Below are 18,101 nucleotides of genomic sequence, written 5' to 3' on the forward strand. Positions count from 1 at the left end.
TTGAAACCTCCCTAATTAAGTTCAATAATATCATTGTTTATTTTAACTTTATTGTTAGCTATCATCAAATCCAAAACGCCATTTATCCTATCTGCAGTCTTTTTGGAGGTTGACCTGAAACCAAAGTTACGTGAAGTCTCTTTTGCAATCTGATTTGTTGTAACATTCGGATTATGGAGCACTACCAGTTCGATGCTTTTGGAAATCTCCTCATCGGAAATCAAATCAATATTCGGCTTGACCCTTTTTCTGATAACCACATTATTGTCTGAAGCGTCATATAGGAAATCACCTATTCTCATGATATAACCTTGATTTTCCGCTTCATTTATAGCTGCATTGACAGTCTTTTTCAAATTAGCACCTGCCCTTTTGATTCCGCAGCTGTCTTTGATTCTTTTTACCACTTCATTAACATGAATAGGACCTTCAATATCCACAATATCATCAATGGATTTTGCTACTTCACTTGGAGGTCTTTTGTATAAATCATCAGAAGAATTTAAACCGAAATCAGTGGCTTCAGCATAATCTATTATGCTGTCTTCAAGTTTCCTTTTGCCAGGAAGTTTCTTGTCATCAAAAGATTTCAAAGTGTTATTGCTTCTGTATCTTTGCTTTTCAATTTCCTTATAATCTTCATTTGCAGAGGATATGATATCTTCAAGGACCTGATCTTTTAGCTCTTCCCTTCTGTATTGCTGATGTACAGGAACAATGACGTCTTCTTCATTTCGTAACTCTTTTTCAAGTTTCTCCTTCAACATTTCATCATGGATTCTCTTTTCTTCCCGTTCAGCGAAAGTTAGCTTTTCTTCCCTTTCAATAATCAGTTGTGAATCATCATCACTAGGCATGTTCAGATAGTCTGCAGGGTCATATTCTTCAGTCCTGTCAACTACAGACACGTAATCAATTTGAGTAGGATTTTCAATTTCCTTTAATGACTTGTTGATGTATTTCATGTCATTTTTAATTCCTTTGATTGACTCCCTTACAGAACGAGGCTTGTTTGAATCGTCATAGTAGAAATTGTTTTTCCTAAGCTTGCTTGTAACGTCATTTGAACCTTGGTAATAGGTTACTCCATCACCTGCATGCTCTTCAGTGATTTCCTCTTCAATTTGAGAATCTTTACTGCCTTCCATGTCGACTTCGTTTTCAACTGTTGGCTCAACATCCGGAATGTTTATTTCTTTTTCAGGTTCTGCTTCATCATCAACAAACAAATCGTTCATGAATTCGCTTACAGCATTGTCAACTACTTTAGTTGCTTCTTTTCTGATGTCATCATTTAAATCCGGAAGCTCATCTGTGAAAATGTTAAGTTCTTCTTCATCCTCGAATTCCGGTTTAGGTGTTGGCCTTTCAAGGTTTTTGAAATCGATTTTTTCATCATCAAATGGAATATCATTGTTTAAATCAGGCAATTCATCGTTAAATATATTCAGTTCTTCCTCATCGTTGATGATTTCAGCCTCTACAACATTTTCATCATTAGGAGCTGGCTTATATGAACGTTCCATGTCCTCATCGATAATTTCACCGTGAAGCACTTCAATCTCTTCAGGGTCAAGTTGAGATTCTGCATTAAGAACATCTGAAATGAAAGAGCTGACTCTGCGTTTCCTGTTGTGTTTAATGTCTTTGCCAGACCTTTCACTAATCGGTTCTTTCACATCATGTTCTTCAACTTCTTCAGTTTTCTCATCTTGGCTATGGTCCACATAAATATAATCATCATCAGAACCCAAATCAACCTTATCATCAACAACAGGCTCATCCTCAACTACAGGCTCATCATTACTATGGTCAACATAAATATAATCATCATCAGAACCCAAATCAACCTTATCATCAACAACAGGCTCATCCTCAACTACAGGCTCATCATTACTATGGTCAACATAAATATAATCATCATCAGAACCCAAATCAACCTTATTATCATAAGTAGTTTCACTTTCAGCAGGACTGTCCTCTTTAATATCCTCATCGATGATAGGTCCGCTTTCAACGGATTTGTCCTCTTTAACCGGTTCTTCTTCAATCGGTTCTGTGTATTTTACGGATTTGTTGAAGGTTACCTTAGGTTCATTATCCTCCACTACAGGTTCATCGTTACTATGGTCAACATAAATATAATCATCATCAGAACCCAAATCAACCTTGTCTTCTAAATCTGATTTGGAGTCCTTAATATTATCAGTTTCTTTTTTAATATCTTTTTCAATTGAATCTTCAAATTCACTTTCTAAACCTGAATTTTCACCTAAATTGCTATCAAACTTAAGGTCCCCCAATATGGATCTTTTCATTCCGCCTTCAGAATCATGTTTAAAGATTGATTTAATTCTTTCTTTTACAGGAATTGATTTTTCTTCTTCAGCGTTTTCGTCAGAATAATCTTTTTCATTTTCCCAAACTTCAGCATTATCTTCCGGTGAAACTCCTTCATCGGACTCCCAAATCTCATTATCGGCAAATGATTCATCCTCAACGCTTTCAGTTTCAGATTGTTTTGAATCTTCATTTGGCTCATCAGCTGTGGCAAATTCAGAATTATTTCCAACAACAGAATCGTCAGGAGAATCAACCACAACAAACTCAGACTCATCCTCAACAACAGAATCCTCAGAAACATCAGGAGAATCAACCACAACAAACTCAGACTCATCCTTTGCATCGGATGTATTGTCCTGATTAATTGTTCCTTTTGGAGTTTCTACATCATCAAATAATTCTGAAGGGTCTATTGTTCCAACATCAACAGGCTTTTCAAAAATATCATCATCGGCCTTTTCGACTTCAACGAAAACAGATGACCCAATATCTTCCACTTCAATATTTTCACCGGATTCTTCGGCTTCTTGGGCTTTTCTTTCTGCTTCTTCCCTTTCTTTTGCTAAACGTAATTCTTCAGCCTTTTTCTCAGCTTCTAATCTTCTTTTTTCTGCTAATTTTTTAGCCTTTTCGGATTTGCGTTTTTCTTCCTCACGGGAAATCCTAATGGATTTTTCAACATTTTCTAGCAATTTCTTACGACCCAAATCCCTGTTTCTATACCAGTCGGTTGACCATAAATGATAAAGCTTCCAGCCCAATCCTGTCAATACCTGTTCACGAAGCCTGTCTCTGTCACGGGCCACTTTGCTTGAGGAATACATTTTTCCATCAGTAGTGATTCCTAAAATATACTTTCCAGGATTTTCATCATCAACAATAGCTAAGTCCACCCTAAATCCAGCACAACCGATTTGTCTATCAACAGTATAACCGTTTTCCTCTAAAAAGCTGGCGATTGCATCTTCAAATGGTTCTTTTGTGTGTGCTTCAGCCATTTGAGTTCCTAAAGTCAGGTTTTCAGCATAAGCTAGGAATTCTTTTAATGCTTTGACCCCATATGGTGGATTTGCTGTCAAATGCATGTCATATGCTTTGAAGTTGGAAAATACGACACATTTCTCTCTTGCACGTGTAATCAATACATTAAGCCTTCTTTCCCCACCGTCCTGGTTTAAAGGACCGAAGTTAAGTGACATCTTTCTGTCCTGGTCGTAACCGTATCCTACACTGATGAGGATAACATCCCTTTCATCTCCCTGAATGGTTTCAAGGTTTTTAACAAAGAACCTTTCTTCCTTGTTTTCTGAGAACAATGGCTCATATTCAGGATGCTCTTTACGTTTCACTTCCAAAGCTTCCAGAATTGCATTCTTTTGAGCAACTGAGAATGTACCGACACCTAAACTTTTTGTATCGCCATACTTTTCAAAGTGATTAAAAATCTCTTCAACAACGTCCTCCGCTTCGAGAGGGTTTGCAGAAGATGAACCTCTATCATATGCAGTATTAGGATTGTAATGGAATTTTAAACCTAATTCAGGGTCTGAATGTGAAGGTGAAGGATATACAAGTAAGTCATCATCATAAAATTCCCTATTTGAAACTGTAATCAAGGACTCATGGCGGGAACGATAGTGCCATTTGAGCATTTTTACAGGGAATGACAATTTGCATAAATGGAGAATACTTTCCATGTCAAGGGAAGTAGCTTCCTCCTCATCACTGTCTGCATCTGACATCTGATCAAAGAATGAAGTAGGAGGCAATTGTTGAGTGTCCCCCATTACAACAGCGGTTTTACCTCTCATGAATGCCCCAAGTGCATCTTCAGGTTTTACTTGACTTGCTTCGTCGAAAATGACAACGTCAAACTGCAATTCTTCATTTGTAGGGTCAAGATATTGTGCAATTGACAGTGGAGACATCATAAAACAAGGCTTAATCTGTTTTATCATACCTCCTGCTTTCTCTAACAGTTTTCTAACAGGCATGTGTCCGCTTTTTCTTGTAAATTCTCCAGCAAGTATTTTCGCCTGAGGGTTTTCGGTTCCACCGAATATCTTTGGTATATTGCTGTTGAGCTTATGGAAAATCCTTTTTCTGTTTAGAACAAGTATTTTCTTATCCAAGTCCTTGAATTCGCGGATTCTGTTCTCATGCAATTCACCAATAAAGGTAGCCAGTTCTCGATTTTCTACAAATAATATGTTTAAAAGTGAATCTGCAAAGTTTCCTTCAACCAATGCTTCCACATCATATTTGTCGATGTTCCTTTTTTCTATTGAATCAACAAACATTTTTGCATTTGAACTTTGAAGAGCGTTCTTTGTATTCAGATATTGGGACCATAAGTGAAGGCTTGATAGCTGACCTCTCCAGCTGTACAGCTGCTCTTGCCATGCTTCGAAGCTTACGTCACCTGTTTCCCTTTTGAAAATCAGTTTGCTTCTTGGATTCAATTTGTCCTTAAGCCTTGTGAGAACTTGTACGAATTTTTCTCCGGAGTCTATGTATTCTGCAAGGTCCCTTTCAGGTTTGATGTCGAATAGATCCTTGCTCATTAAATCAATGGTATTTTGAGAGAATGTTCCTTCACGAACCAAAGCAGTGAATTCATGCATCCAGCGAGCTATCTCTTTTAAATCATTGACATCAGCATTCAAGTGCCAATATGCCCCATAGTATTTTCTACCCAATTCCTCATTGGCTTCCAAATTCTTTCTGATTTTTATTACTGCTTTTGCTTCCTGCAAATCCCTTATGATTTCATCAATGCTTCCCGGAACAGGAACTGCATAATACCTTTCAACAAGTTCAATATGCTGCTTGTTGTTAAAGAAACGGAACTTTTTATTGGAAATGTTCCTTAACTCATATATTAACCTATCAATATCTGCCTGAAAAATGCTTTGATTGAATTTATTTAAAATTACAGAGTATTTCTGATACTTTTGAAGTTCTTGAATCAATCTAAATGCATCATCATTGTTATTATTCCAAGCCCCTGATTTGATTATTGATGCGTCAATAAGTTCAGCATTCTGTGACTTGATGATTTCAAATGCGGAAAGTGAATTCTGGAACTCATTCAATGTATCCGGCTTTTTGATTCCATAAATGTCATAAACCCTTCCGCGTTCAACCAAAAAGTTGTCCAGGGCATGTAGAGTGTCGTTGATGAGCATCTCGATTTCCCTCAAGTCTGCCGGAAGCAAACTTTTTGGAGCACATTTACTCCAAGGGTTTTCCTTTGAAATTGTCTGGTAAAGTTCAGCCAAATTCTCAAGAGCCATTTTCGTGTCATCAAGATCTTTTAGAGTGATGCTTTCAGGATTTTGGAATCTGACCAGAGGCATAATCTGATTCTTTCTTGCGAAATGGTCATCGGCAGCTTCCTTCATTCCATACAATTGGAATGGAGACAGGTTCACTGCAAATGCAGGCATATGAATAATCTGGGAATAGTCATCCAATTGGCGACGCAATGTTTCGAGTTTGCGGATAGTCTGGTCTATGTTCAGCGGTTCCTGAGCCCTTACGTTTGTTGCCTTCTGCAGATCCTTCAGGAACTTTTTACGTCTTGTCTTGTGGGAATGCAATTCCAGGACGAATTTTCCTAAACCTACAGCTGTCAGCCTATCTTTTACAACGTCAAGAGCTGCCATTTTCTCTGAAACGAACAGGACTGATTTTCCTTCAGCCAATAATTCTGCAATTAAATTCACGATTGTCTGTGACTTTCCGGTTCCAGGAGGACCTTCCACAACCAGATTGCGTCCTGCCTTTACATCCTGAATTGCTGCAATCTGTGATGAGTCCGCATCCAAAACCTGATACATGTTCTGGTATTCCAGTCGTGAATCAATGTCCTCTTCCCTAAATGATTCCTGGTCATTTTTAGCGGGATTGAAAATAGCTTGTATCAGCTCATTTTTTGTTAAATCAACATTCTCTGCCCATGAATCAGGGTTCAAATCGTTGTACATTACAAATTTTGTAAAACTGAAGAAACCTAAAGCCACATCACTATTTACAGTCCAGCCATCCATTCTGCTGACTGCACGACGGACACTTGCAATGTAATGGTCTATGACTTCACCATATCTTTTGAAATGAAAATCTGGAAGTTCAATGCCCGCATCCAACAATTTGGCCTTAAGTGAAATGTTTGTTTGAATATCCTCTCCGGTCCATTCTAGATTGAATGATTCTCCAACCTTTTTCCTTTCCATTGAAACCGGAATCAATACCAAAGGAGCTTTGTTAACCTGGCGAGGCTTTGACTTGTCCTTCCAGTGCAGAAAACCTATAGCCAAGTACAAAATGTTATAACCCTGCTCCTGAAGCATTGTCTTAGCCTGGTTATTGATATAGTATAATCTTTTTTGAAGCTCTTTTGGGGTCAAATCTGTAGCCAGTTTCTTATCCCCTTCCGAAAACTTGGAGAAATCGAAGGGAATGTGGTCCCATACTGAAGACTTATCCTCTTTCTTGTCCTTTTTATTGGCTACAAAATACATCTTGTGCTCTTGCAGGACCAATGTTTGAAAAAGATTTATAGGGGATTGATTTACTATAGTGATGGTTTTTGCCCTTGATTTGAAGTTAAGGAGTTGATTTCTTAGAGTTAAATCCAGTAACTCCTTACGCAAGTTTTTAAATTCCTTTTCAATTATATTTGATGATTTATTTAACATGATGACCCTTTGTAGTGTTTAAAAAATTCAAAATACATATATAAATATAATATATTATATTAATAAAGTTTTCTAAATAAAGTAAATTTAATTAATTTCTATTAAAATTCAAAAATAGCTTAAATTTAAAAGTTATATAAAGAAATAAGAAGTTTCAATTATTTGTTATAATTATATGGTCCGAAACTTTCTATTTTTCGACTTGCAATTAAAGATGCAAAGTTGCCGGCAGTTTCACTGGATTTGGAGAATAATTTCTGTGAGATATATGCCGCCATGTAAGTGTCTCCGCAGCCTGTAGTATCACATAACTCATCACATTTTACAGCATCGATTTTGAGTTCTATGTTTGAAATGATTCTAGATCCATTACTTCCATCAGTAATTACCATCTCTACATTGAAGTCATCACCAATGATGATTGCTTCTGCCTCATCCAAAAATATTGAAGATACACCATCTAAAATAGAGGCTAACTCATCAAACCCTTCCAATCCTATAGTGTAATTTTCATTTACTTTGTCCTTTGGAACTCTCAAAAATCCCTGGACGGACATGAAGATTGGAACTTCGAATGACTTTATGTAATCAATTGTTTCTTTTGGAAAATCATGCCTGTTTAGAGGATTTATAATAAATGCATCAATGGTTTCCGGTAAGATGTTTTCCAAATCGCTTTTGAGAATTGGAATGTTTGCAAAATTGCTCAATTGTGTTCTGACATTCAAATTATCCTCAAATGGATAATTGTTGATAAAATAATGGGTTTCATCCTTCAGAATTACACGAACCTTATTAGAATCGGGAAACTCATCTGTCAAATCCCTACTTGAACAGTTAACTATGGCCAAGTAATCCTCATAAAACTCCTCAAAAACAAATGATTGAAAATAAGTCGCTCCACCGACCTTATTTGAACTTTCCTTTCCAATAACAACCAGGTCGTTAGTTACAGGACCGATAACAACAAGAGTCATGATAATACCGCATTCAGTCGAATTCTATAGTAATGTCTACAATATGGTATTTGGATGATATACTATAAATCTCTTTTTTAATTTCCGCCTGCATATTCTGATTATAAATTGCGACTTTCAGGGTCAAAACAGAATCAATACCATCCAGTGACCAGACATGAAAATCATCAATTGCCTTTACTCCATTAATTGAAGATATTGCACTTTTAAACTCCTCAACGTCAAAATTGTCCGGTGTCTTTTGAAGGATAACCTGGATGGACTTATACAGATTCCTTCCCAAATTGAAAATAAGCCAAATAGCGATACCAATGGAAATGAACGGATCTAGGTATGAAGCGCCTTGCCAAAACATCAGGATAACACTCAATATCAGGATTGCTACCCATTCAAAGACATCCCCCAGCTGATGGAACAGGATGGCCTTTTCATTGAAGGTTTCACCCCTGTGAAGCTTGTAAACGGAAAGTGACTTGAAGATTATGCCCACAATGGCTACGAAAAACATTCCTCCAGCATCAACACCTTCCGGAGAGAACAGACGTGGAATGGCTTCGCTAAGTATAACGAATGCCATAAAAATTACAAAAACAGATATTATGACAGCACCAAGAATAGAAAATCTTTGGTATCCATAGGAATAGTTTTCTGTTGAATCCCTTTGTGATATCCTTTCTAAAAACCATGCAAAAGCTATTGAAATGGTATCTGACATGTCATGAATGCAATCTGCAAGAATTGCCATACTGTTGGTGGCCAAACCTCCAAGGATTACTATGACATTAAATGCCAGATTCATGAAAAAGACAAATGCCAAATTCTGACCTGCCTTCTTGTGATGATGATGCGTGTCGATTCTCATATAAATTAGTTATAATTTTTAAATAATAAAAAAGTTATTTAAATCAGTGAATACAAAATTTAAAGTATAATTAAGTTATATTTAAATAATTTAAAAACTAATAAATTATAATAGTGATTTGAAATGGCGATAATTGGAACAACTATATTTTCACATATCCTTCCAGTAATTATAGGATTTTTTGGAATAGTAATGGTAATATCTGGATCATTAGAGGAAAATAAACCTAAATTAGCTTTAGGTATGGTTTTATTTGTTATAGCATGCATATTCCCATATGTGATTTTAAGAATATTACTCTAATAATTTTACTTCACCAGAATGTAGGCTAGTTCCTATCAACACTTTTTTTATACCTAATGATTCTAACTCACCAATAGAATCCTTATTTAAACCACCCGCGATAATCAGCTTATCTTTCATGTCCTCGAATTCATCAAGCAGGTACCTGTTGTAACCTTTTTCTGTTCCAACACCTGAAATGTCTAAAAGGATGATTTCATTCGGATCCAATTCCTTTAAAATTTCCTTAAATTCGGAAAGGCTCAAATCCAGATTTTTAGTGAACAGCTCATTGTTTTTCACATCTATGCTTATGACTATTCTTTCTTTTGGAAACTTTTCAAAGATTTTTTCCATCTCTTCTATGCTTTCTAGAGTTTCAGTGGGAACGATTACCTTATAGGCATAATCCAGGAAAAATTCAAATGCTTCGAAGTTCTTTACGCCACCGTCGAAGATTACCGGCAAGATTGTGTTGACCATCCTGATATCGTTGATGTTATGGCCGTTGGATTCAATCAAATCCAAATCCGCAATGTACATTTCAGTAGCGCCGTTCAGTTTTAATCCCTGAGCTATTTCAACAGGATTGGAAGATGGTGCAAAAACAGTCCTTAAAGGTTGGTATGTGTCCCTCATACCTGATTTACCGCTTACAGCCTGATGCTGTTTCAAATCAATAACGGGTATTTTCTTAATCATAATAATAATTAGAATATTCAAATATTAATATTTTAAAAAAAAAACACAGGAGGTAGGAAGAGCTGATGTGTTTCTCAGCCCCTCCCGAGTATAAAGAAATAATGATCAATTTATAGAGTATAACCAAATATGTTATGACCCTCTACTTAATAAGTTAATTGACATAGTATATAAATGTTACTAAAGTTTAAAAAAATTAAAGTAAACTTGAATAAATAATTTTTAGAAATATTCATAAAAATTAAACAGTATTGTAAATTAATTAATATATATTATCATAAAATGAATAAAATTTAATAAATAGTAAACTGCTGATTTTTTAGGTTCCTTAAAATATGTGAAAATAATAAAATTTGCTTGATAAAGTTTAATTGAAAAAAATAAAGTAAGAGAGTTTGAAGTAAAAAAGAGGAGGGAATTTGAAAGATAGTGTTATATGCATGAGTTAAATATAATTGCTAAGCTATAAATTTACTTCAAACTTATTTAATAGTTGAACTTAATAGTATAAATACTTTTTTATAAAAAAGTATTACTTTAATTAATAAAATATTTAAAAAAAGTAATAACAAAAGATTGAAAAAAAATAATTAGACTCTGTAATTGTCATCAATATAAGAATCAAACTTCAAATAAGCTTCATCGATTGCTTTGGATATTTGATCTTGACTGATTTCGGAAAGCTCATCAAAAAGAACTCCAACATCGACGTCAACATCCAATTGGCTGTCTTCATAGCTGAGAACAATATCTAAATCTAAATCTTCCAATTCCTTGGTGGAAATGGTCTTTGATACTTCACGTTCGAGGATTTCTCCAAAATCGTCGGATATTTTAGACAAATCTTCTTGTGTTAATTCCTTAAGCTTTGACATAAAAATCTAAAAAAAGAAATGAAAGTATTAAGCCTATTGGCCCATACCTTGCATAGCTGCTTGGATAGTGTTTTGCATTTCTTCGAGTTTTTTCATGACTCTTTCTTCTTGACGGGTCATGGTTTGTTTTCTTAACTCGAGAGTTTCTAATTTGTCTTCCATTTCAGCTAAAGCATCGTTGTAGTCAACTTTAATGAGTAAAGTGCCTGCTTGTTTGAAAACTTCAGTACTTTCATCGGTTTTCTTAAGTTCTTCTAATGCTTTTTCAGTTTCTTGAATTTGAATTTCAACATTTTGAACTTGCATAGTTACAGCTTGAGCTTGTTGTTGTAATTGTTGAAACTGATTTAATTGCTGTTGAATATTTTCAGGAATCTCCATAATATCACCTATTTTTTATTTTAAGTTAATTGTATAAATATTAATTTGTCAAATTATTTATTTCTAATGCCAATTTGATCCACTTGATGGCTGAGTTTACAGATGCCCTAAAGGAAGTGGAATCCTCTGCGTCAATATTGATTAAAATCCGGCAACCATCCAAGTCAATAGTCATTGTGGATCTGTAGTCGGGAGCGGTATCGAATTCCAGAATAATGGAATCATAGATTATTTTAGCCTGCAAATCATCTTCAAACTCAATAGATATATCACTTTTAACAGACTCTAGAGGACTTTCATCAATCATTATTAGCCTCTATGACCTTTTTTACATTGATTTGGAAATTTGTCTTATCCCCAAATTTGTTGATGAAGTTGATTTTAGCTACCAAATCTTCGCTAGCAGTTATATGAAGGTAGTTGCAGTCTGCATTTTCTGCCAGCTCAATGTCCAATATTTCGCCTAAGACATTGAGTTCATCAATATCTGAAACTATCCTTAATTTTGAAGGGGCAATGTTGAGCCTTTCATTTTCAATTGATGCTGATATCAAGATTACAAGTAAAACTTCACCATTATTGGAATAAAAAGTTATTTTACTTGGATTTCCCTTAATCTCGTTAACAATCGCCAAGTTAAATTCATCTAGTTGCAAAGCCTTCAAAAGAAGTTCACGCATGTTCATTTTACCCCTGTTTACAGATGTTGAACCTAATGCGTGGGCTAAATTCTTACAGAACTTCCTTGTTTTTTGAGAAGGTTTTCTAGAAGTTGAAATCAACATATAAAATCAAAAATAGTAAAAAATATAGTAAAAGCAGATAAAATTATCTTGCTTTTATAACTCTAGTTGTTTCTGGAACATTCTTAAATAAAATCCTATATCTACATTTAGGACATTTATTTTCCATGTAGCTTTTATGGTCTACTTCTGCTCCACAACGTGGACACCTATACAATGCCTATTCCTCCACTTTAATGTCTCTGATACTACGTGCTGCAGATTTTGCCATAGGAGTTTGAGGAACGTATGCTCCACCAGTAAATACTGCACCACATTTTCTGCATTTCCAAATTCCTGCAGCTTCTCTTTTTACATAAGGTCTATCACATTTAGGACAAACATGATTCTTTTTCATGTTTTCTTCAATGATTTTAACAGATCTTTTTGCTTTTCTTCCGTATCTTGCACCGAACCTACCTGTGATACCTACTTTTTTAGTTCTTGCCATTTATATTCTCTCCGTAATAATAAAATTTGATTAAATGTAAATTAATTTGATTATCTAAAATAATCATAAAATTATCTAATATGATAATATTGAATATACTAATATTTAAAGGTTTGCTTAAAATTAGTCATTTTAAGAAAAAACACCAAATTCAGTATAAAAATATAAGTATTTTGATGAGAAAAACCATTTGCCTATAAATCTTTATGCTTACCTGCAATCCCATCAAAATAATATTGAAAATACCCCACTATTCAGGAGGTGAATAATTAGGGCTTTCATTAGTAATTAATAAGTCATGAGGGTGGGACTCTTTAATACCACTGCTTGTGATTCTCACGAAATTAGCTTTTTCTTTCATTGCAGCAATATCCTTAGCACCACAGTATCCCATGGATGATTTCAATCCACCTACCAATTGGAACAAGATTTCAGCTATTGTTCCTTTGTATGGTACAGCACCTTCAATTCCTTCAGGAACGTATTTAGTGTGGTTCATTTTACTTTTTTGACCTTGGAAGTATCTGTCTGCACCACCGTCATATTCACTGGTCATTGCACCCATGGATCCCATTCCACGATATTTCTTATATTGCTTACCGTTCATAACTACAATTTCACCAGGAGCTTCAAGGGAAGCAGCAAGCAAGTTACCGAGCATTACTGCATCTGCACCAGCACCAATAGCTTTTGCAACATCTCCGGAATATCTGATACCACCATCTGCAATAACAGGAACGCCTGATTCTGCAGCCACATCAGCAACATCGGAAATGGCAGTCAATTGAGGTACTCCCACACCAGCTACAATACGGGTAGTACACATTGAACCCGGACCGATACCTACCTTAAGTGCATCTACACCCATTGAAATTAAATCTTCAGCAGCTTGGGCGGTTGCAATGTTACCTACACATAATTCAGCATCGATATTATCCTTGATTGTTTCTGTGAATTTGACAACATTCATGTTATGAGCATGAGCACAGTCAATGGAAATGATATCTGCACCTGCTTGGTCGAGAGCCATTGCCCTGTCCAAATCGAACGGTCCGCAAGCAGCAGCTACAAGGAAGTTTCCGTTTTTGTCACGGGCTGCCTTTGGATATTGTGCATGATTCAATATATCCTTAATTGTGATGATTCCCACTAATTTGCCGTCACGAACTACAGGAAGTCTTTCAACCTTATTTTCATAAGCGATATTCAATGCCTCTTCAGCTGAAACTCCTTCTTCAACAGTTACAACATCTGAAGTCATGATATCTTTTACGGTTTTATTTGGTTCTGATTTTAAAACTGGTCTTATATCCCTTTTGGAGATAATTCCAATGATTTCATCACCTTCAACAACCGGAAGACCGCTGATTAGTTCATCTCTCATTTTTGCTTGAACTTCAGCAATAGTGGAATCTTTAGAAATTGTTACAACATCACGAATGGTTAAATCTTCAGCATTCTTAACCTTCTTGACTTCTTCAACTTGCCTTTCCTGTGTGATGTTTCTGTGAATTACACCGACACCACCTTCCTGTGCCATTGCTATTGCGAGTTTCGCTTCAGTTACAGTATCCATAGCAGCACTTAAGATTGGGATGTTCAATTTAATTCCTTTTCCTAATTCAATTTGTGTATCAATATCCTTTGGTTCAACATAACTTGCATTAGGAGTTAAAAGAAAATCATCAAAAGTGAAAGACATTCTTGCTTCTTGAACTTTTTTTGAAAATGACATAAATTACACCTAATTAGAATGAATCACATAATTCCTTAAGCTCAGCAACAGCAGTATGGTGTATCTTACCAGTGTTTCTGTCCCCACCAATGCAGGCTGCTCCTCTGATACCGACAACGTCACAACCGATATCATGTAACGGTTTAAGTTGTTCTTTTTTGACAGATCCTGCAAGAGCGGTTAATAAACCATAGCCGTGAGCTTCCTCTACAAATTCTTTCAATTGGTCAATATCCAAATAATCGAATAATGTATGACCATCTTTAACAGCAGTATCGAGCATTGCTAAATCACAGCCTGCATCTTTAGCTACCTTTGGTATTTCCATAGGGCCGACTGCACCTACACGGTGAGCATCTGCATATCCTGCCGCTACAATAATTGTATCTTCACTTACATCTTTTACAGTTTTTACAACATTTTTCATGACTTCAACAGCTTCATCATGATCTTTTGTTCCGTATAATCCAACTTTAATATAATCTGCTCCAGAAACATGAGCTCCCATTGCAGCTAAAGAAACTGTACCCGGTTTGTAAGGCACATCACCTAAAGTAGCACTGACCAGCTTGTCTTCAGGTGTCAATTCTCTGATTTCTTTAATTACCCATGGGAAATTAGCGCCTAAAGAACCTTCTTTAGGATTTTTTACATCAACAATGTCTGCTCCGCCTTTAATTGATTCAAGAGCTTCTTCACGATTTATAGGACTTATTAATAGAAGCATAAATTTCCTCCAATAAAATATAATTTTATAATATAATAATATTACTTCTTTATTATTTATAATAGTATTGGTTTTTTTTAAAAAAATGAGATTAGTATGGTGAATTATTTTTTGAAACATTGCTTTTGATTATGCCATGGGCCTTAGGATAGAACCCTACATCAGCAGATAACTTTCTCATGTTCTCAATGATTTCATTGGTTGGAATGGCTACAGGGCAATTTAACGTACATAGACCACATAGGGTACACATATAGAGGCCTGAATTATAGCAGGTTTCATCATCTTCAATGAATTTTGACATTGCAACTCCGCGACCGCCCAGATAATTGTTAAATCCGAATTCGTTTCCAACGGCATTGTATACAGGACAGTGAACCACACAGTTTCCGCATCCAATGCAGTACAGGCATTCAGGTGTCGCTTCGCTTCTTCCGTTATCAAGCAAAATCACCACAACCTTTTCGGCTCCGTACATGTTTTTCAGGAGTTTCTTCTCTATGTCCGCTGTCTTTGACGGACCTGAAATAACATTCATATATGATGTGACATAACTTCCGGTAGCAAAGATTGTCTCCAGCTTCACAACGGAGATTGCGTCTTCCAAGGTAGGCACTATTTTATCAATTCCAGCTACAATTATATGCAAATCTTTTAGTGAAACTATCGAAATATTACCCTCGTTGTGCACCATTACAAGGGACCCCTCTTCAGATGATATAGCATTGGCTCCACTTATACCTACATTAGCATTTTCAAGGCGTTTTAGCACATCACTTCTGACTGTTTCCATGATTTCCCTTGCTTCGGGATTGAGATTCACGTCCAAGGATTCATTAACAATGTCTGTGATGTTGGATATGTTCAAATGAGAAGCAGGGCCTGTTGGATGGACCGGCTTGTTGTCTGTCTTTTTAAGCTGCAGAATCCTATCTCCCAAATCGGTTTCGACAACATCAATGCCCTTGTCTTTCAGATGATTTTTGAGATCGATTTCACCCAAGGTATTTGACTTGGCCTTGGCCAGGGTATCACAGCCGTATTCCAGAAGCAGTTTATCAATTATATCCAAGGCATCCTGTGATGTTTTGGCAAATTTAAAATCAATGTCATTGCGTGTGAATGAATCCAGTGTCTGGTTAAACAACTCCTCATTGTTTTCGATTGAATATCTCTTGATTTCCTGAACCCTTTCAATCAATCTTTTTGTGGATGGTGATTCCTTAATTGAGTTGGATCTTTTCTTGACTGTATTGAATGATTTTCTCATTGTTTCGAGTTCACTAGCTTTCATCGACACCACCATATTTTACCAAAAATTCAGTTAAATCCAAAACTTCCATATCCTCGTTTTCAAGATTAAGCTTGCAGAATGGGCATGGAGTCACTAAAGTGCTGCAACCAGTTTGCTTTGCCTGATTTATCCTTAATTCAGCCATCTGATTAGCAATTTCGGGGTATGCTGATTTTACGCCACCGCCAGCACCGCAGCATAAGCTGCTTTCACGGTTATTTTCCATTTCAATAAGGTTTGCAACAGATTCTATTACTTCACGTGGCTCATCAAACACGCCACTGTGACGTCCAAGGTGACATGAATCATGATAAGTTACGTCAAAATCCTTTTTAGGGATTTTAAGCTTGCCTTCTTTTATCAATTCATCTAAAAGTTGTGAAATATGAATTACATCCAGACCTTCATAATCATCTTTTAAGGTCTTATAGCATCCTGCACATGAAGTGATAATCTTTTCTCCTTTAAGAACATCAGTATTTCTTCTGATCTGTTCTTCCGCTTCCTTTAAAAAACCAGTTCTAAGCAATACTGATCCGCAGCATTTTTCATCATCCAAAGTGCGGTAATCGACACCTGCATCTTTAAGCAACCTTTCGGTTGCCTGGGAAATGCCGGTTTGCTTTTCGCGTGCAGTGCATCCTCTAAAATATAGCATAAATCATTCCTCTTCATCATCAAGAGTGATTTCGTTGGAGATTGCAAACTCCTTGACTATGGTATTCATATCATTCTGCATCTTATCAATGATAAAGTACATTTTCAAAACAGTGTAAAACAATATTACGAATACCAGGATAATTATAAAATCTAAACCACGAGTAATACCGAACAGTTTAGCAAATTCATTACTCACTTGGGGGAAAAGTGCAAATACGCTAACGAAAATCCAGAACAATGACCATAGAATCACTGTGGAAATGGCGTTTTTCCCTTTTAAGTATCTGGCAATGAACCATATGATAGCTATTACAGATATTATCGGAAATATAAGAGAGTATAAAAACATATTATCACCTTTTAAAATTGATGTTTAATCATTTGAAGTAGGATCTTAAATGCGACTACAACGTTTGTGCCTTTTGCCTGAGTTTCAGGAGTGTAAATTGTTTTAATTGGAACTTCTACAAATGGAATATTGTTATCATTTATCTCACGAATAAATTCTGAAGAAATCAGATATCCTCGAGCATTGATTTCTATTACTTTCAACGCATCATAAGTTATAGCCCTGAAACCAGTTTGGGAATCGCTTACGTCTACCCTATAAAATATCCTGGTCAGTAGATTCATAATTGCATTGGCAAAATTCCTGGATAATGGCATGTCCTTCAACGGACGAACACCGATTACCGCCTGGGCTTCACCTGTAACCAGCGGCCTTATCACGTTATCCAAATCATCCGGAGAGTGCTGTCCGTCAGAATCCATACTGACAATGTATTTTGGATTGAAGTTTAATACTGCTTCAAAGCCTGTTTGTGTAGCAACACCTACACCACGATTGATAGGCAAAGAATAAATGTGAATCCTTTCCGGGTATTTCCTTTTAGATTCTTTAACGACATCCAAAGTATTGTCTGAAGACCCATCATTGACAATTATGATGTTATATCCTTTCTCAGCAATCTCATCGATTACCGGTTGAATTCTTGTTGATTCATTATATGCGGGAAGAACAACATAAGTATCCTGTTTATCCTTCTCGGTTATTTTATATTCCATTTTTCACCTTTTTATAATGGTCCTGCATCTTCTTTTCCTTCACGCATTCCCATTCCAGCTTCTTTTCTCATTGCTTTTCTATGATACATCATTTTTATTAGATTCTGTGCATGTTCACGTGCCCTGTTTTCCGCAAGCTTTGCAAGCTCGACAGGATCTTCCTCCTCATCTTCATGTACAAACACTTCAAGAATATGGGTATTTGTCATGAGCTGTGCATTGATAAGACCGGTTGATGCCTCATGGGCACACATCTTATCCTTTT

18 protein-coding genes are annotated in these 18,101 nt (G+C 36.0%); 1 reads left to right on the forward strand and 17 read right to left on the reverse strand.

The features are described from left to right. Positions 1–11: 11 nt before the first annotated feature. The 3 genes from Q0W25_RS02765 to Q0W25_RS02775 all read right to left on the reverse strand — a co-directional run bounded on the left by Q0W25_RS02765 (position 12) and on the right by Q0W25_RS02775 (position 8,882). Positions 12–7,043, reverse strand: a complete 7,032-nt coding sequence (locus Q0W25_RS02765; RefSeq protein WP_298518638.1) for a DUF3320 domain-containing protein — start codon at positions 7,041–7,043, stop codon at positions 12–14. A gap of 158 nt (positions 7,044–7,201) precedes the next feature. Next, on the reverse strand, positions 7,202–8,020 hold the full coding sequence (locus tag Q0W25_RS02770) for a PfkB family carbohydrate kinase (protein ID WP_298518641.1): 819 nt from the start codon (positions 8,018–8,020) through the stop codon (positions 7,202–7,204). Positions 8,021–8,033: 13 nt separating this feature from the next. Next, entirely contained in the window at positions 8,034–8,882 is an 849-nt protein-coding gene (locus tag Q0W25_RS02775) for a cation diffusion facilitator family transporter (protein WP_298518643.1), read from the reverse strand. A 123-nt stretch (positions 8,883–9,005) separates the two neighbouring features. On the opposite strand from Q0W25_RS02775, the gene Q0W25_RS02780 reads away from it, so the two are divergent. Further along, positions 9,006–9,185, forward strand: a complete 180-nt coding sequence (locus tag Q0W25_RS02780) for a hypothetical protein (RefSeq protein WP_298518646.1) — start codon at positions 9,006–9,008, stop codon at positions 9,183–9,185. Here the strand turns inward: Q0W25_RS02780 and Q0W25_RS02785 are convergent. The 14 genes from Q0W25_RS02785 to ribC all read right to left on the reverse strand — a co-directional run. Beyond that, complete coding sequence (locus Q0W25_RS02785) at positions 9,177–9,866, reverse strand: HisA/HisF family protein (protein WP_297825623.1); 690 nt, start codon at positions 9,864–9,866, stop codon at positions 9,177–9,179. The two genes, Q0W25_RS02780 and Q0W25_RS02785, sit on opposite strands and share 9 nt — an antisense overlap. Positions 9,867–10,456: 590 nt before the next feature. After that, a complete protein-coding gene (locus tag Q0W25_RS02790; RefSeq protein WP_297825621.1) occupies positions 10,457–10,741 on the reverse strand; it encodes a DUF3194 domain-containing protein in 285 nt (94 codons plus the stop codon). A gap of 33 nt (positions 10,742–10,774) precedes the next feature. After that, a complete protein-coding gene (locus tag Q0W25_RS02795; protein WP_297825618.1) occupies positions 10,775–11,122 on the reverse strand; it encodes a prefoldin subunit beta in 348 nt (115 codons plus the stop codon). Positions 11,123–11,162: 40 nt separating this feature from the next. Beyond that, the gene (locus tag Q0W25_RS02800) at positions 11,163–11,429 is read right to left on the reverse strand and encodes a KEOPS complex subunit Pcc1 (RefSeq protein ID WP_298518651.1); all 267 of its coding nucleotides are present in this window, start codon (positions 11,427–11,429) and stop codon (positions 11,163–11,165) included. Beyond that, on the reverse strand, positions 11,422–11,907 hold the full coding sequence (locus Q0W25_RS02805; protein WP_298518654.1) for a Brix domain-containing protein: 486 nt from the start codon (positions 11,905–11,907) through the stop codon (positions 11,422–11,424). Before Q0W25_RS02805 ends, Q0W25_RS02800 begins: the two co-directional genes overlap by 8 nt. A gap of 43 nt (positions 11,908–11,950) precedes the next feature. Continuing rightward, positions 11,951–12,082: a DNA-directed RNA polymerase subunit P gene (locus Q0W25_RS02810; RefSeq protein ID WP_292608962.1), complete on the reverse strand. Its 132-nt coding sequence runs from the start codon at positions 12,080–12,082 to the stop codon at positions 11,951–11,953. A 3-nt stretch (positions 12,083–12,085) separates the two neighbouring features. Next, positions 12,086–12,355, reverse strand: a complete 270-nt coding sequence (gene rpl37A, locus Q0W25_RS02815) for a 50S ribosomal protein L37Ae (protein WP_297825608.1) — start codon at positions 12,353–12,355, stop codon at positions 12,086–12,088. Positions 12,356–12,605: 250 nt separating this feature from the next. Continuing rightward, positions 12,606–14,090 carry an IMP dehydrogenase gene (guaB, locus tag Q0W25_RS02820; protein ID WP_298518659.1) on the reverse strand — a complete coding sequence of 495 codons (1,485 nt, stop codon included), beginning with the start codon at positions 14,088–14,090 and terminating at the stop codon, positions 12,606–12,608. A gap of 13 nt (positions 14,091–14,103) precedes the next feature. Continuing rightward, positions 14,104–14,817 carry a (5-formylfuran-3-yl)methyl phosphate synthase gene (locus tag Q0W25_RS02825; protein WP_297825602.1) on the reverse strand — a complete coding sequence of 238 codons (714 nt, stop codon included), beginning with the start codon at positions 14,815–14,817 and terminating at the stop codon, positions 14,104–14,106. Positions 14,818–14,908: 91 nt separating this feature from the next. Further along, on the reverse strand, positions 14,909–16,111 hold the full coding sequence (locus Q0W25_RS02830; RefSeq protein WP_298518661.1) for an LUD domain-containing protein: 1,203 nt from the start codon (positions 16,109–16,111) through the stop codon (positions 14,909–14,911). Next, positions 16,101–16,769, reverse strand: a complete 669-nt coding sequence (locus tag Q0W25_RS02835; protein ID WP_298518663.1) for a (Fe-S)-binding protein — start codon at positions 16,767–16,769, stop codon at positions 16,101–16,103. Before Q0W25_RS02835 ends, Q0W25_RS02830 begins: the two co-directional genes overlap by 11 nt. Positions 16,770–16,772: 3 nt before the next feature. After that, positions 16,773–17,120 carry a DUF2304 domain-containing protein gene (locus tag Q0W25_RS02840; protein ID WP_297825594.1) on the reverse strand — a complete coding sequence of 116 codons (348 nt, stop codon included), beginning with the start codon at positions 17,118–17,120 and terminating at the stop codon, positions 16,773–16,775. Between the two features lie 11 nt (positions 17,121–17,131). Next, positions 17,132–17,836 carry a glycosyltransferase family 2 protein gene (locus tag Q0W25_RS02845; protein ID WP_298518665.1) on the reverse strand — a complete coding sequence of 235 codons (705 nt, stop codon included), beginning with the start codon at positions 17,834–17,836 and terminating at the stop codon, positions 17,132–17,134. A gap of 11 nt (positions 17,837–17,847) precedes the next feature. Then, a partial coding sequence (gene ribC / locus Q0W25_RS02850) for a riboflavin synthase (RefSeq protein WP_298518668.1) occupies positions 17,848–18,101 on the reverse strand: 254 nt, incomplete at its 5' end.

It is taken from the genome of uncultured Methanobrevibacter sp., from assembly GCF_947166415.1.
Lineage (GTDB): Archaea > Methanobacteriota > Methanobacteria > Methanobacteriales > Methanobacteriaceae > Methanocatella.

Excerpts from the sequence above, each read along its gene's own strand:
- Q0W25_RS02775 (WP_298518643.1), bottom strand. The coding sequence starts at position 8,882 with ATGAGAATCGACACGCATCATCATCACAAGAAGGCAGGTCAGAATTTG.
- Q0W25_RS02825 (WP_297825602.1), bottom strand. The coding sequence starts at position 14,817 with ATGCTTCTATTAATAAGTCCTATAAATCGTGAAGAAGCTCTTGAATCA.
- Q0W25_RS02770 (WP_298518641.1), bottom strand. The coding sequence starts at position 8,020 with ATGACTCTTGTTGTTATCGGTCCTGTAACTAACGACCTGGTTGTTATT.
- Q0W25_RS02805 (WP_298518654.1), bottom strand. The coding sequence starts at position 11,907 with ATGTTGATTTCAACTTCTAGAAAACCTTCTCAAAAAACAAGGAAGTTC.
- Q0W25_RS02845 (WP_298518665.1), bottom strand. The coding sequence starts at position 17,836 with ATGGAATATAAAATAACCGAGAAGGATAAACAGGATACTTATGTTGTT.
- Q0W25_RS02840 (WP_297825594.1), bottom strand. The coding sequence starts at position 17,120 with ATGTTTTTATACTCTCTTATATTTCCGATAATATCTGTAATAGCTATC.
- Q0W25_RS02765 (WP_298518638.1), bottom strand. The coding sequence starts at position 7,043 with ATGTTAAATAAATCATCAAATATAATTGAAAAGGAATTTAAAAACTTG.
- Q0W25_RS02795 (WP_297825618.1), bottom strand. The coding sequence starts at position 11,122 with ATGGAGATTCCTGAAAATATTCAACAGCAATTAAATCAGTTTCAACAA.
- Q0W25_RS02790 (WP_297825621.1), bottom strand. The coding sequence starts at position 10,741 with ATGTCAAAGCTTAAGGAATTAACACAAGAAGATTTGTCTAAAATATCC.
- guaB (WP_298518659.1), bottom strand. The coding sequence starts at position 14,090 with ATGTCATTTTCAAAAAAAGTTCAAGAAGCAAGAATGTCTTTCACTTTT.
- Q0W25_RS02785 (WP_297825623.1), bottom strand. The coding sequence starts at position 9,866 with ATGATTAAGAAAATACCCGTTATTGATTTGAAACAGCATCAGGCTGTA.
- rpl37A (WP_297825608.1), bottom strand. The coding sequence starts at position 12,355 with ATGGCAAGAACTAAAAAAGTAGGTATCACAGGTAGGTTCGGTGCAAGA.
- Q0W25_RS02780 (WP_298518646.1), top strand. The coding sequence starts at position 9,006 with ATGGCGATAATTGGAACAACTATATTTTCACATATCCTTCCAGTAATT.
- Q0W25_RS02835 (WP_298518663.1), bottom strand. The coding sequence starts at position 16,769 with ATGCTATATTTTAGAGGATGCACTGCACGCGAAAAGCAAACCGGCATT.
- Q0W25_RS02800 (WP_298518651.1), bottom strand. The coding sequence starts at position 11,429 with ATGATTGATGAAAGTCCTCTAGAGTCTGTTAAAAGTGATATATCTATT.
- Q0W25_RS02830 (WP_298518661.1), bottom strand. The coding sequence starts at position 16,111 with ATGAAAGCTAGTGAACTCGAAACAATGAGAAAATCATTCAATACAGTC.